This window comes from Pseudomonas sp. TMB3-21, from assembly GCF_054898145.1.
In genome coordinates, this window is the sequence record NZ_CM142718.1 from 3,096,741 (window position 1) to 3,109,771 (window position 13,031).

General features: G+C 58.2%; 11 protein-coding genes, 4 tRNA genes and 1 pseudogene. 10 read left to right on the forward strand and 6 right to left on the reverse strand.

Annotated elements, in window-relative coordinates; all coding sequences use genetic code 11:
- Nucleotides 1–21 precede the first annotated feature (21 nt).
- The 3 genes and pseudogenes from ACYZTS_RS14265 (at nucleotide 22) to ACYZTS_RS14275 (ending at nucleotide 3,468) form a co-directional block, all read left to right on the forward strand.
- The gene (locus ACYZTS_RS14265) at nucleotides 22–1,395 is read left to right on the forward strand and encodes an aminotransferase-like domain-containing protein (RefSeq protein WP_461989979.1); all 1,374 of its coding nucleotides are present in this window, start codon (nucleotides 22–24) and stop codon (nucleotides 1,393–1,395) included.
- A 987-nt stretch (nucleotides 1,396–2,382) separates the two neighbouring features.
- Nucleotides 2,383–2,607, forward strand: a pseudogene (locus tag ACYZTS_RS14270) (HAMP domain-containing protein); the annotation flags it as partial.
- On the forward strand, nucleotides 2,605–3,468 hold the full coding sequence (locus tag ACYZTS_RS14275; RefSeq protein ID WP_461996445.1) for a methyl-accepting chemotaxis protein: 864 nt from the start codon (nucleotides 2,605–2,607) through the stop codon (nucleotides 3,466–3,468). The pseudogene ACYZTS_RS14270 and the gene ACYZTS_RS14275, both read left to right, overlap by 3 nt.
- Before the next feature lie 50 nt (nucleotides 3,469–3,518).
- Here ACYZTS_RS14275 and ACYZTS_RS14280 read toward each other — a convergent pair whose 3' ends face one another.
- A complete protein-coding gene (locus ACYZTS_RS14280; RefSeq protein WP_033050781.1) occupies nucleotides 3,519–4,277 on the reverse strand; it encodes a hypothetical protein in 759 nt (252 codons plus the stop codon).
- Between the two features lie 387 nt (nucleotides 4,278–4,664).
- On the opposite strand from ACYZTS_RS14280, the gene ACYZTS_RS14285 reads away from it, so the two are divergent.
- The 4 genes from ACYZTS_RS14285 to ACYZTS_RS14300 all read left to right on the forward strand — a co-directional run bounded on the left by ACYZTS_RS14285 (nucleotide 4,665) and on the right by ACYZTS_RS14300 (nucleotide 5,077).
- Nucleotides 4,665–4,740 (forward strand) — tRNA-Glu (locus tag ACYZTS_RS14285).
- 2 nt (nucleotides 4,741–4,742) lie between these two features.
- Nucleotides 4,743–4,818: transfer RNA gene (locus ACYZTS_RS14290), tRNA-Gly, on the forward strand.
- A 104-nt stretch (nucleotides 4,819–4,922) separates the two neighbouring features.
- A tRNA-Glu gene (locus ACYZTS_RS14295) sits at nucleotides 4,923–4,998 on the forward strand.
- Between the two features lie 3 nt (nucleotides 4,999–5,001).
- A tRNA-Gly gene (locus tag ACYZTS_RS14300) sits at nucleotides 5,002–5,077 on the forward strand.
- Nucleotides 5,078–5,189: 112 nt separating this feature from the next.
- Here the strand turns inward: ACYZTS_RS14300 and ACYZTS_RS14305 are convergent.
- The 3 genes from ACYZTS_RS14305 to ACYZTS_RS14315 all read right to left on the reverse strand — a co-directional run bounded on the left by ACYZTS_RS14305 (nucleotide 5,190) and on the right by ACYZTS_RS14315 (nucleotide 7,313).
- Complete coding sequence (locus ACYZTS_RS14305; protein ID WP_461989981.1) at nucleotides 5,190–5,831, reverse strand: LysE family translocator; 642 nt, start codon at nucleotides 5,829–5,831, stop codon at nucleotides 5,190–5,192.
- Between the two features lies 1 nt (nucleotide 5,832).
- Nucleotides 5,833–6,603, reverse strand: a complete 771-nt coding sequence (locus ACYZTS_RS14310) for a 2OG-Fe(II) oxygenase (protein ID WP_461989983.1) — start codon at nucleotides 6,601–6,603, stop codon at nucleotides 5,833–5,835.
- A gap of 83 nt (nucleotides 6,604–6,686) precedes the next feature.
- Nucleotides 6,687–7,313 (reverse strand): alanyl-tRNA editing protein, encoded by a 627-nt coding sequence (locus tag ACYZTS_RS14315; protein WP_461996447.1) that lies wholly within the window; start codon nucleotides 7,311–7,313, stop codon nucleotides 6,687–6,689.
- An 89-nt stretch (nucleotides 7,314–7,402) separates the two neighbouring features.
- On the opposite strand from ACYZTS_RS14315, the gene ACYZTS_RS14320 reads away from it, so the two are divergent.
- Entirely contained in the window at nucleotides 7,403–8,404 is a 1,002-nt protein-coding gene (locus tag ACYZTS_RS14320) for a LysR family transcriptional regulator (protein WP_028623622.1), read from the forward strand.
- A gap of 105 nt (nucleotides 8,405–8,509) precedes the next feature.
- On the opposite strand, the gene ACYZTS_RS14325 is transcribed toward ACYZTS_RS14320, so the two are convergent.
- Both ACYZTS_RS14325 and ACYZTS_RS14330 read right to left on the reverse strand, forming a co-directional pair.
- On the reverse strand, nucleotides 8,510–8,917 hold the full coding sequence (locus ACYZTS_RS14325) for a PA2817 family protein (RefSeq protein WP_028623623.1): 408 nt from the start codon (nucleotides 8,915–8,917) through the stop codon (nucleotides 8,510–8,512).
- Between the two features lie 74 nt (nucleotides 8,918–8,991).
- On the reverse strand, nucleotides 8,992–11,439 hold the full coding sequence (locus ACYZTS_RS14330) for an acyl-CoA dehydrogenase (protein WP_461989985.1): 2,448 nt from the start codon (nucleotides 11,437–11,439) through the stop codon (nucleotides 8,992–8,994).
- A gap of 239 nt (nucleotides 11,440–11,678) precedes the next feature.
- Between ACYZTS_RS14330 and ACYZTS_RS14335 the strand changes: the two genes are divergently transcribed.
- Together ACYZTS_RS14335 and ACYZTS_RS14340 are read left to right on the forward strand one after the other, a co-directional pair.
- Nucleotides 11,679–12,338, forward strand: a complete 660-nt coding sequence (locus ACYZTS_RS14335; protein WP_461989987.1) for a transglutaminase-like domain-containing protein — start codon at nucleotides 11,679–11,681, stop codon at nucleotides 12,336–12,338.
- 43 nt (nucleotides 12,339–12,381) lie between these two features.
- Nucleotides 12,382–13,005, forward strand: a complete 624-nt coding sequence (locus ACYZTS_RS14340; RefSeq protein ID WP_461989989.1) for a glutathione S-transferase family protein — start codon at nucleotides 12,382–12,384, stop codon at nucleotides 13,003–13,005.
- The last annotated feature ends 26 nt before the right edge of the window (nucleotides 13,006–13,031 follow it).

Below are 13,031 nucleotides of genomic sequence, written 5' to 3' on the forward strand. Positions count from 1 at the left end.
ACGAACAGGAGTTGCGTGCTCATGGAATTGAGAATCGATCGACAGGCATTGGTGCCTGTTGTGCAACAAATAGTCGACGCGCTCGCCTGCTGGCTGCGCCAGACCGAGCTGTCGCCGGGTACACGTCTGCCTTCGGCGCGGCAGATTGCGAGGATAAATCTGCTCAGTCAGTCCAGCGTGGTGGAGGCTTGCGATCGACTGGTGGCTCAGGGCGTGCTGGGAGCGCGTCACGGTGCGGGCTTTTTTGTTGTCGCTACGTCGGCGAAAACGGCTGCTCCACCGTGGCTCGAAGGTGCCGTTGCGGGGCCGCGTGCTGCCACGGATGTGCTGCCGCTGGGTTGTAGCGATGTACCGCACAGCTGGCGCGAAACCGATGATCTCGGCTATGCGATCCGCCAGGTGAGTCGTTCCGACATGGCCGCCGTCTTCGACTACAACGCACCGCTTGGTCACCTGGCCTTGCGTCAGCAGATACTCAGGCGTTTGAGCCTGTTGGATATCGCTGCCAAAGAGGACTGCGTAATGACGGTCGCAGGCGCGAGCCAGGGCCTTGATCTGATCGTCCGTACGTTGCTCGCTCCAGGGGATTGCGTGGTGGTGGAAAGTCCCGGGAATGCAATGCTCTTCGAGTTGCTGAAGTTGCATCGCGTCCTGGTTCTCGAAGTACCGCGCACCCCTTGCGGGCCGGATGTCGAAGCGCTGCAAGCGTTGCTGCTGGAGCACCAGCCGCGGGCGCTGTTCATCAACAGCTTTCATCAAAATCCAACCGGTAGCAGCCTGGCGCCGGCGGTGGCACAGCGGATTGTGCAACTGGCAAGATCTCACGGTCTGCTGCTGATCGAAGACGACGTGTACGCCGACTTGCACAGCGGTCCGGGTGTGCGGCTCGCGTCACTGGATGCCAGCGTGATCTACATCGGCAGTTTCTCCAAGACGCTCAGCAGCTCATTAAGAGTCGGCTTCATCGTGGCCGGCCCCGAGGTGACTGCGAAACTGGCCAAGGTAAAAACCATCAGCAGTCTGGGCACTTCAGCCTTCAGCGAGGCGGTGTTGACCTGTTTATTGGCCAGCGGTGCTTACCGCAAATTGGTACAGCGCCTGCGTCTGCGTTTGAACACTGATCGCGCAGCCGCGTTGCAGATGCTTGAGGACGCGGAGTGGGAGGTTTTCGGCAAACCGGGCGGACTGTTCATCTGGGCGCGCACGCCCCAGCGCACTTGTGCAGAGGTGACTTCGCTGGCGCGGCGCTTTGGTGTGTCGTTTTCGTCGCAGATGGCTTTCAGCCCAGCCGGAGAGCCCGGTGAGTGGCGGCGTATCAATGTGACCTGTGCCTGCGATCCCCGCGCTCGCGCGTTTTTTCAGGCCACCACTCCGGATCGACCTCAAGCGTTCTGAAAACGACGATGGCGTAGCTTTTTGCCATTATTCAGGCGCGAGAGACTTGTGTTGATTCCGGCCCGTTGCGAATCTGCGTCATCCGACTATTTCAGGGGACCACGTGCAATGATTTCGGCCGCGCAAGGACGTTTTGCCAACCTCGGTATGGCAAAAAAACTGGGAGTCGGGTTTGCCTTGGTGCTGCTGTTGACAGCCTTGGTGGCCGCCATCGGCGTGTGGTCCCTGCAAACCATCAGCGAGCGTTTCGATGGATTGAAAAGGATGTCGTCGCTTAACAGTGGTTTGATCAAAGTGCGCCTTTTGGAACAGGAGTACGCCCTGCACGGTAACGCAAAAACGGTCACCGCTCTGCATGCAGGGGTTGACGCGCTGGGCGTCCTTGCCAATGAGCTCAAGGCAGCATCTGCGGTTAACGTCCCGGTGATGAATGATGTCGAGCAGTCGCTGACTGCTTATCGCCAGGCTTTCGATGAATTCGTTTCATTGACTCAGGCCAAGGATCTGGCCCTGGACATGGCCAGTTGGTCTGTGTCGAGCGTGGCCAATAATCTTGACGTGCTGCAGGCCGGGCTCGCCGATGATGGCGCCTATACCCTGAAGGAATCCGAGGGTAAAGACGGCAGCCAGTTCATCGAACAGGCCGGCCAGGTCAGCCAGGTTGCGCGGCTGATGCTGCAGGCCATGGACGAAGCGCGCGTGCGCCTCGACCAAAGCCGCAAAGGTGACGACAGTGCCGCGCAAGGCAAAATCGAGCAGGCGGAGCAGGCGCTCAACCAGGCTGAACAGTTGAAAACCACGGTCAAGGACGAGGGTTATCAAACCGTGCTAAATGAAGTCGTCGGGCATATCGGCGGGTTCAGCGAAAAACTTGCGGAATACACCGGCCTGCTGGCGCAGGAAAAAATCGTCTATACGCAGTTGCATCAACGCGCCGCACAGGTGATGGCGCGGGTGGATCAGGCCTATGTCGCCGAGGATCGGGCGATGCAGGCCGAGCTGCAGAAAAACAAAGTGTTGATCATCGGCTCTTCAGCCCTTGCGCTGTTGGTCGGGTTGCTTGCCGCATGGGTAATCACACGGCTGATCGTCGCACCGTTGCGAAGTGTCATCCGGGTGGCGCAACAGATTGCCGCCGGCGATTTGAGTGGGACGGTTGCAGTGACGCGCCGCGACGAAATCGGCCAGCTCATGCAGGCCATGCAGCAGATGGGGGCAGGGCTGAGCAGCATCGTCAGCGGTTTGCAGGCGGGGATCGAACAGTTGGCCAGTTCGGCGCAGTCGCTTTCGACGGTCACTGAGCAGACCAATCTTGAAGTCAGCAGCCAGAAGGAAGAAACCGAACAGGTGGCAACCGCAATGAACCAGATGACCGCCACTGTGCACGATGTCGCCCGCAATGCCGAAGAGGCTGCCCTTGCGGCGCAGACAGCGGACGGCAAGGTTGAAAGTGGTCAGCTCGTGGTGCGTCAGAGCATGGCGCGAATCGAGCAGCTCGCGAATTCCGCGTCTTCCGCGAGTTCCAGCATTGAGAGCTTAAGTGCAGAAATCCAGAACATCGGCACGGTGCTGGGCGTCATCAAAAGTGTGGCGGAGCAGACTAACCTGCTGGCACTCAATGCGGCGATCGAGGCGGCCAGGGCGGGCGAGCAAGGCAGGGGGTTTGCAGTCGTCGCCGATGAGGTGCGTGCCCTGGCCAAACGCACCCAGCAATCTACAGAGGAGATTGAGCGTCTGGTCAGCGCATTGCGGTCGGCAGCCCGGTCTTCGGTGCAGCAGATACAGAACAGCGGCGAGTTGGTCAAGCTGGCGGTGAGTGACGCGTTGCAGACCGAAAGTGCGTTGGGCAGCATTGCTGCTGCCGTCTCTCTGATTCAGCAGATGAACCAGCAAATCGCCGCTGCTGCCGAACAGCAGAGCTCAGTGGCCGAGGAGATCAACCGTAGCGTGACCAGCATTCGGGCCAGCGCTGACCAGTCTTCGTTGGCTATGCAAGGGAATGCAGCGTCGAGTATCGAACTGGCGCAGTTGGGGGTTGAGTTGAAAGGGATGGTGGGGCACTTCAGGCTCTGAGGCAAAAAAAAAGCCACCGGTTCAGGTGGCTTCTTTTCATCGGTTGCAGATCAGTCGTAGATTACTTTTTTCTTCCAGTCTGCATCGGCGTCGACCTCTCTGAGGCCCTCGGTGAGCTCGTTCACTTCGCCTTCAACCGGTGCAATGTCGTCCATTACTTGCGCGTTGGCGCGCGCGAGGAGTTTTTCCAGATAGTCCAGCTGTTCCGCGTAGAGTTGTGGTTCCTGTTGCTTGCGCAAGTACTGCACACCGCGTTCGAATGCCAGGCGCGCCTGGCCAGGCTGGTTCTGTTGCAGGGACTTCTGGCCGAGGTTGTTGAAGAACTCGATGTGCAGCAGGACCAGAATATGTCGAACTTCGCGGACCCAGCGTTTGGCTTCGTTGGCCGGCAAAAAACCGTCGTGTGCGGCGCGGGTGATCTGACCGTGAAGCGCTTCCAGAAGGAAACGCACATCTTTGGCTTTGGCTTCCGTCTGAATCGGCGCCGGGGGATTGTTGACCGGAATCGACTCTCCTTGGGCAGCCAGCGCATTCAGTTCGCCGATCCTCGCCTTCAAGTTGGCGCTGGACTTTTCCAGATTCAACAAGCGCTGGCAGACGTTCAGTTCCAGGCGGGTCAAGAGCAGCTTGAGCGCCGGGGTCATCAGCTGGCCGGGAAAGGTTTCGGTGATTTCTCCACAGCGGCGCAAGCGGTCATTGAGTTCGACTTTGGTGCGGGCTTTTTCCAGCTTATTGTTTTCCACCACATGGTTCATGTAGCCAATGGCGATCAATAGCGCAATCCCGGCTACGACTAGCAGGGTGATCATGAGTGGTGTCACCGGTAAGACCTCTTTATAGGGTTCGCGTGCGAGTGTAGTGACTCGGCATTGGGTCGCATAGGACCGCTCGGCGAGTCAACCGGCGGTTACACTTATATCGGCCGGTGTCAGGCTTATATAAGCACCGCGTAAAAAATTGCATTTTGCCATCATCTGCTGCCCACGGACTATAACGCCTTGGCAGTCGACAGAATATAGGCGTCAACCTCTAGTCGTGGCAAAACCCGGATTGGTGACCTAAAGCAGGGCGAAGTCATTGATTTAAATAAATTTATATATGGGGGTTGACGACCCCCCAATCCATCCATAGAATGCGCGCCACTTACAGCGTAAAGCACACAGCGGAACGCGGTAGGAAGTGAATGTTGTACGTGTGTCCCCTTCGTCTAGTGGCCTAGGACACCGCCCTTTCACGGCGGTAACAGGGGTTCGAGTCCCCTAGGGGACGCCATTGCGGGAATAGCTCAGTTGGTAGAGCACGACCTTGCCAAGGTCGGGGTCGCGAGTTCGAGTCTCGTTTCCCGCTCCAATTTTAAACAGCGTTGCTTTTGGGCAGCGCTGAGTGAAACCAGAACCAATTCTTCGGATGCGGATCTGGGCACCGAAACACACACCATGTGTTCCGGGCAGCGTGTCCCCTTCGTCTAGTGGCCTAGGACACCGCCCTTTCACGGCGGTAACAGGGGTTCGAGTCCCCTAGGGGACGCCATTTGCGGGAATAGCTCAGTTGGTAGAGCACGACCTTGCCAAGGTCGGGGTCGCGAGTTCGAGTCTCGTTTCCCGCTCCAATTTCACAAAAACGCCGCTCATTGAGCGGCGTTTTTGTATGTCCGCGATTTAACCGACCAAGTCGAAAAGGCCTGCCAGCTTGGCTGTGCGGGCCTTTTGCCTGGGGCGGATTTACATCGACAGCATCATTCGCCCTGCGAACAAAATCAGGATCACTCCCATCGTCCGCTCAAACCAGTGCCCCATGCGCATGAACATGAGCCGAACCCGTGGGCTGGAAAAGAACAGCGCGACTATCACAAACCACAGTGCATTGACGAAACACATCCAGACGCCATACATCGCCTGCACGCTGAGCGGTGTTGTGACGCTAACGAGGGTAGTAAAGATTGCCAGGAAAAACAGCGTCGCCTTGGGATTGGTAGCGTTGGTCAGAAACCCTGTGGTGAACGCCTTTGCCAGCGTCTGCTCGACCTTCGGTTCGTCTGGTCCTTTGTCTCCCTCTAGTGCTGATTTGGGTTGGCTGCGCAACAGACTGGCGCCCAGGTACAGGATGTAGGCGCCGCCCACAACCTTGGCCACGGTCAATAGCCACGGCGTGGTGTGCATCAGTGCGCCGACGCCGAGCAGGGTATAGAACACATGCACGGAAATTCCCGCGCCGATGCCCAGAGCCGTACAGATGCCAACCCATCGACCGAAGCGCACGCTCTGACGGATGGTGACGGCAAAGTCAGCGCCGGGCGCGACCACGGCGAGAAAGTGAATCGTAGCCAACGCCACAAACTCGCCAAAGTAATTCGAAAGCTCCATTTCAACTCCAGAAAGTGAGGGGTGAGGCGTTGCCGCGATAGCCGACAAAAAATGAAAGGCTCAAGCGCGGATCTGCCACCCCTGGCGTCACAGCGTGCATGCGCCGCGAATTGAACATGATGAAGTCGCTAGGCTCGGGTAAAACTTCCAGGGTCGGAGTACCCAGTAGCGCCGGATCGATCCCGTAACTGTCGCCGCGCATTTCGTCGAACTCATCCGGTGAAATATCGTGATCCCACATTTGCAGAGCCCCACCCTCGGTGGGCATGTTCAGGTAGACGTTGCAGGCAAATTGCGCTTCCAGGCTCCTGGCCTGACTGCTGTCGGGAGCGTCCTTGGCGAAAATGTCGTGATGCGCCAGAAAGCAAACGCCGGGTTTCACAACGCGCGATAGGCCGACATACATTTTGCGACCGTACAGGTTTTCCAGATGCGCACCTGCCGGCCAGGTTTCATCAAGCATGCAGCGCAGGGTGTCTACCGGAGATGAGTAGGGGGCACATCGGTTGCGCAGCTCTGCAATGTTGCGAGTCGCGCGCTCGAAATAGTCTTCGATCAGCAACGGCTGATTTTCCGCTTCATAGAACGCCATACCGATACGGCCGATGCTCGGGGCGTTGATGTAGCCTTCGAACCCAGGTGCGAGAATTCTGTCGCCAATCTGAATCGCCAAGGGCACAGGCAGAAATCGTTTGACGCGTAAGGCGAGGATTTCCTCATTAGCAAGTTTTTTTATGCACGTCTCATCGAGACACTCGACGTCAAGCATCATGGTTCAGGTCCATCTATCAGAGATCAGCCAAACCTGCGTAGGCAGGCTCCTTCGGCGTCAGGCGATGAAGGTGCCGCCATCGCTCAGTCCACGCTGTAGTGAACTGACAGGGTTCCTTTTTTTTGCGAAATGGAATCGACGGTCATCACGCCCAAATCCTTCAGGCTGCGTACATGGGTTCCGCCGCAGCCATAAGCCGGCAGGTCGCCGAAACCTATTTCCCGGGCGCCTTCGCGCAGCGAGATCAAGCGCGGCAGGTCATCGTCAATCCATTGATCGATACCCTTTTGAACCGCAGTCGGGTCTACATCTTGTGCGGCGTCGGTTGGTTTGAATTGCACGCGACCCTCGCCAGGCCAGTGATGAGCCTTGATCGGCATCCAGCCCATGGCCTGCACGAAATGGCCGATCAGATGGCCGGCGGAGTGCATCCGCGTATTAAATCGGCGGCGCTGCTCGTCCACGTGAATCAGGGTCATGCCGATATCCACGGGACGGTCAACAAAGTGAATGATCCGGTCCGGATCCTGCAGCACGCGCAGTACCCGACTTTCGCCGATCCAGCCGATGTCGTAAGGCTGCCCGCCGCCTTGAGGATGGAAAAGTGTGGCGCGCAACTCCACGGCGAACTCGTTCTCGCAGGGCGCGCATTCCAGGACTTCCACATTGGCTTTGAGGTCGTCATTGTGGAAAAAGAGGCGAAGTGTCATATCCCAAGCCCTGATTAAAGTACTTCTTTCATTATATGAAGGCTGGATTTGCGTGATAATCCGTTCAAACATCAAAGGACTGTTGCGTTGTGAGCATAAATCTTCCACTGCCGCTGCTGGGTGAAATGGCCATTTTCGTCAGGGTTGTCGAGACCGGCAGCTTCTCTGAAGCGGCCCGCCAGTTAGGCTCTTCACCCTCAGCCGTAAGTCGCAGCATCTCCCGACTGGAGAAGGCGCTTGCGATCCGCTTGCTTCAACGAACCACGCGCAAGCTTCGTCTGAGCGATGGCGGCGAGGAGGTATTCCAGCGCTGCCAGGAGATGGTCAGCGCGGCCCGTTCCGTGATGGAGATCAGCGGGCAATTCACCCAGGAGGCTGAAGGCCTGGTCCGTATCAGCGTCCCTAAGGCGGTGGGACGATTCGTGATCCATCCACACATGCCGGAGTTTTTGCGGCGTTATCCCAAAGTCGATGTGGAACTGTTGCTTGAGGACCGCCAGGTGGACCTGATCGATGACAATGTGGATCTGGCAATTCGTATCACCGATCGCCCACCCGCCGGTCTGGTGGGGCGTCAGTTGTTGACCATCGACCACTTGCTCTGCGCGACGCCGCAATACCTGGCAGAGCACGGTACGCCCACCTCCCCGCAGGATTTAGTCGCCCACAGTTGCATCTATCTGGGCGAAACGCCGAGTGATGCGCGCTGGAAATTCAAAAAGGGCACGAAGGCAGTCACTGTGGGAGTACGAGGGCGTTACGCGGCTAATCACACGGGCGTCCGCCTAGGGGCTGTTTTGCAGCACATCGGAATTGGCAGCCTGCCTTACTTCACCGCGCGTTATGCGCTGGAGCAGGGCTTGATTGTGCAGGTGTTGCCGGACTGGACGTTTCAGGCGTCGTCTTATCACGGTGGTGCCTGGTTGTTGCACTCGCCGACGCGCTATATGCCGCCGAAGCTACGGGTGTTGATTGATTATCTGGTGGAGTGTCTGCAGAGAGAACCGACGTTGAGCAAGCCGGGTACAACGGGTGTGTCGAGCAGTGCCGCGACGCAGTATGAATTGCCGGAGAGTGAGGGCTTGCTCTGATTTCCACTTCGCGATCAGGCCACCCCGTCACTGCCTGGTCTTAGGCCGAAACAAAAAAGGCCCGCATGAGCAGTCATGCGGGCCTTGTGCATTCCTGATTCAGGTTCAGTGCTTGCTGTCATCGTCCGACATGGCCAGCAACTGCTTCTCCTGATTCCAGTCGAACGGTTCGTCGTTTTGTTCAGCTTCGAAACGACGCTCTTCCAGTGCCTGATACAGAGCGATTTCCTCATCAGGCATGTAGTGCAGGCAGTCGCCGGCGAAGTACCACAGCAGGTCGCGCGGAACCAGGTGGGCGATTTGCGGATAGCGGGTAATCACCTGGCACAGGATGTCCTGGCCCAAGTATTGGCTTTCGATCGGATCAACCGGCAGCAAGGCACGCAGTTCGTCGAAGCGCTCCAGAAACAAGGCATGGCTTTCTTCGGGAACCTGCTCGGCCTCACCCACGGCGACCAGGATGCTACGCAAGTGGTCGAGCAAAACGAGATGATCGGCAACGATGTTGGACACGAGATAAGTCCTCAAGAGCAAAACGGGCGCGGGAGTATAAAGCTCCGGCGCCCGTTTTTACATGGTGGGTGGGATCAGCGGACTTTGCCTTCCGCCAGCGCCAGCTCCTCTTTATCGAAATCATCGACATCGATGACCTTGCGGCGCGCCGCTTCTGCGGTACGCAAGGTCTGCGCTTCGACAGGTTGCAAGACGCCAGCCTCGAGCGCTGCATCAATGGCGTGCTCGCCAGCGGTCGGTTTGACTTGCCCACTTTTGAGCGCCACATGCAGCTTTTTCTGCAGCGGTTGGGCGGCGTTCAATTGATCGCACGCATGTTGCAGGGCGCCGACGGCATCATCGGCCGATTGCGGACGGTAGCAACCGCCAAGCAGTTCCTCAAGGGTCGGATCGCCCTTGGCGCGGCCAATCACGGCTGCCACTTCTGCATCGAGTTTGTCCGATGGGCCTTTGTGACGGCGACCGAACGGGAACACGATGACCCGCAACAGACAACCCAGCACCTTGTTGGGGAAGTTCGTCAGCAGCTCGTCCAGCGCGTGCTCCGACTGGCCGAGGCTTTCCTCCATGGCCCAGGTGAACAGCGGTGCCATGTGCTCCGGGGAATCAAGGTCGTGGTAACGCTTGAGCGCAGCAGAGGCGAGGTACATGTGGCTGAGTACATCGCCCAGACGGGCTGACAGCCGCTCACGACGTTTCAGTTCACCGCCCAGCAGCATCATGCTCAGGTCGGCCAACATGGCGAATGCTGCAGCCTGACGATTGAGTGCCCGGAAGTATCCTTGGCTGAGTTTGTTGCCAGGCGCGTGTTCGAAGTGCCCGAAACCAAGATTCAGCACCAGTGTGCTGGCGGCATTGCTGACAGCGAATCCGATGTGCTTGAGCAACAGACCATCGAACTCGACGAGTGCCTGATCCTTGTCTTCACGACCGGCCAGCGCCATTTCCTTGAGCACAAACGGATGGCAGCGAATCGCGCCCTGGCCGAAGATCATCAGATTGCGCGAGAGAATGTTCGCGCCTTCTACGGTGATGAAAATCGGCGCGCCGTTCCAGCTGCGGCCCAGGTAATTGTTAGGTCCCATGATGATCGCCTTGCCGCCGTGCACATCCATGGCGTGGCTGATGCATTCGCGGCCGCGTTCGGTCAGGTGATACTTGAGGATTGCGGACAGCACCGACGGTTTCTCGCCGAGATCGACCGCATTGGCGGTCAGCATCCGCGCCGCATCCATCATCCAGGCGTTGCCGCCGATCCGCGCCATGGCTTCCTGAATACCCTCGAATGCGGACAGCGGGACGTTGAACTGCTCACGAATTTGCGCGTATTGGCCGGTCACCAGGCTGGTGAACTTCGCTGCGCCGGTGCCCACCGCCGGCAACGAAATCGAGCGCCCGACCGACAGGCAATTCATCAGCATCATCCAGCCCTTGCCGAGCATTTCCTGGCCGCCGATGAGGTACTCCAGCGGGATGAACACGTCCTTGCCGGAGTTGGGGCCGTTCATGAATGCTGCGCCGAGAGGCAGATGGCGGCGGCCGATTTCAACACCGGCGGTATCCGTCGGGATCAATGCCAGGCTGATGCCGAGGTCTTCCTTGTCTCCCAGCAGGTGCTCAGGGTCGTAGGCCTTGAACGCCAGGCCGAGGAGGGTGGCCACAGGGCCGAGCGTGATGTAGCGTTTTTCCCAGTTGAGACGCAGGCCGAGGGTTTCTTCGCCCTCCCACTGGCCTCTGCAAATGATGCCGGTGTCGGGCATCGCGCCGGCATCGGAACCGGCCAGTGGGCCGGTCAAGGCAAAGCACGGAATGTCGTCGCCGCGGGCCAATCGTGGCAGGTAATGGTTGCGTTGCTCATCGGTGCCGTAATGCAGCAACAGTTCAGCCGGGCCGAGGGAGTTGGGCACCATGACGGTGGAGGCCAGGTCGCCGCTGCGGGTCGCCAGTTTCATCGCGACTTGCGAGTGGGCGTAAGCGGAGAAGCCTTTGCCGCCGAATTCCTTGGGAATGATTAGCGCAAAGAAACCGTTGTCCTTGATGTGCGTCCAGGCCTCGGGCGGCAGGTCCATGTCCTGGCCGATCTGCCAGTCGCTGACCATGGCGCACAGCTCTTCGGTCGGACCGTCGATGAACGCCTGTTCTTCTTCGGTCAACTGCACTTTCGGGTAGGACAGCAGTTTGTCCCAGTCCGGACGTCCGCTGAACAATTCGCCGTCCCACCACACCGTGCCGGCATCGATGGCATCGCGTTCGGTCTGCGACATGGGTGGCAAAGTTTTCTGAAACCAGCTGAACAGCGGCGCAGTGAAATATTTGCGGCGCAGATCAGGCAACAGCACAGGCGCTGCCACCACGGCGATCAGGATCCAGCAAATCAGCAGCAGCCAACCCGGTGCATGGCTGAAGGCGCCCATGGCGACCAGGTAAACGGCAACGATGCACAAGGCGGGCAGCGGGGCGATGCGGCGGTGGGCCAAATACGCTATTCCGACAACCAGAACCAGTATCCACAACAGCAGCATATTTAATCCTCCGTGAATCAGAGCAAAACCAGCCTTCAGAGCTTAGACGGCATCCGTAAAACAGGGTGGTCAGAGCAGGTGATAGAAATCGTGGGAAAACCGTGATGAATTTTGTAGGACTGATGACTGACCATTTCATTCATAAACCCAGCACCAATGCGCTGAAGTTTGGCTGAAACGTCGTTATCTCTGTGCTGAACCTGCCGCTAGACTCGGGGCTTCTCCAGGAGATCGTCTGCATGCACGAGTATCTGAGTCCCGGCCGCTTCATCGATAGTGACCACCCCTCAGTGGTGGAGTTCGCGGAAAAGCATCGTGGCAACGCTCGCGACCCTGTCGAGCAGGCGATCAGTCTCTATTACGCGGTGCGCGAAGCGGTGCGTTACAACCCTTATACCTTTAGTCGTGACCCGGAAACATTACGTGGCAGTTATGCGCTCGCGACCGGGGAGAGCTACTGCGTGCCCAAAGCGACGTTGCTGGCAGGCGCGGCCCGGCACTGCGGGATACCTGCACGGATTGGCCTGGCGGATGTGCGAAATCATTTATCCACCCCGCGTTTGCTCGTACTGCTCAAGAGTGACGTGTTCGCCATGCATGGTTATACCGAACTTTACCTGAACGGCCGCTGGGTGAAGGCGACACCGGCGTTCAATCAGGGGCTGTGCGAACTGTTCAATGTCGCGCCGCTGGAATTCGATGGCATTCATGACAGCGTTTTCCATCCGTTCAACCGCGACGGCGAGCAGTTGATGGAATACCTGATCGATCATGGCCAGTTCACTGACGTACCCGAAGCCTTCTTTTTCGAGCACCTGAAAAAGTGTTATCCGCATCTGTTCAGCGATGAATTACCCGTGCTGCTGGGCGACATGCAGAGTGATTTGAGTCACGCCTGATCCGGCGTATGCTGCCTGCGCATTCATCCATAAAGAGGCGGTCATGCTGAAGATCTGGGGTCGCAAGAATTCATCGAATGTCAGAAAACCGCTGTGGGCCGCCGAGGAATTAGGGCTCGCCTACGAGGCCATTGATGCCGGCGGTGCGTTTGGCGTGGTCGATACGCCTGAGTACCGCGCGATGAATCCCAACGGGCGCGTGCCGGTCATCGAAAACGACGGTTTTGTGCTGTGGGAGTCCAATGCCATCGTGCGTTACCTGATGGCGTCGCATGCCAGCGGCACGGCCTGGTATCCGGAGAATCTGCAAGCACGCGCCACCGCCGACAAGTGGATGGACTGGACCACCTCGAGTTTCGCCGGCCCTTTCCGCACGGTGTTCTGGGGTGTCTTACGCACGCCGCATGAGCAGCAGGACTGGCCGGCGATCAACGCTGCGATCAAGGAATGCGACGGTCTGCTGGCGATGGCCGATCAGGCATTGGCGACCCAGCCATTTCTGTCGGGCGCTGAAATCGGCATGGGCGACATTCCTCTCGGCAGTTTCATTTATGCCTGGTTCGAGATGCCAATCGAGCGCGCGCCGCAACCTCATCTGGAGGCCTGGTATGCCCGCCTGAAACAGCGTCCGGCGTATCAGAAAGCGGTCATGACCGCGTTGACTTAATACTCACTATCGACACGCTTGACTGT

Coding starts and splice junctions, on each gene's coding strand:
- ACYZTS_RS14330 (WP_461989985.1), bottom strand. CDS start 11,439: ATGCTGCTGTTGTGGATACTGGTTCTGGTTGTCGGAATAGCGTATTTG.
- ACYZTS_RS14315 (WP_461996447.1), bottom strand. CDS start 7,313: ATGACACTTCGCCTCTTTTTCCACAATGACGACCTCAAAGCCAATGTG.
- ACYZTS_RS14340 (WP_461989989.1), top strand. CDS start 12,382: ATGCTGAAGATCTGGGGTCGCAAGAATTCATCGAATGTCAGAAAACCG.
- ACYZTS_RS14275 (WP_461996445.1), top strand. CDS start 2,605: ATGGGGGCAGGGCTGAGCAGCATCGTCAGCGGTTTGCAGGCGGGGATC.
- ACYZTS_RS14265 (WP_461989979.1), top strand. CDS start 22: ATGGAATTGAGAATCGATCGACAGGCATTGGTGCCTGTTGTGCAACAA.
- ACYZTS_RS14335 (WP_461989987.1), top strand. CDS start 11,679: ATGCACGAGTATCTGAGTCCCGGCCGCTTCATCGATAGTGACCACCCC.
- ACYZTS_RS14310 (WP_461989983.1), bottom strand. CDS start 6,603: ATGATGCTTGACGTCGAGTGTCTCGATGAGACGTGCATAAAAAAACTT.
- ACYZTS_RS14280 (WP_033050781.1), bottom strand. CDS start 4,277: ATGATCACCCTGCTAGTCGTAGCCGGGATTGCGCTATTGATCGCCATT.
- ACYZTS_RS14305 (WP_461989981.1), bottom strand. CDS start 5,831: ATGGAGCTTTCGAATTACTTTGGCGAGTTTGTGGCGTTGGCTACGATT.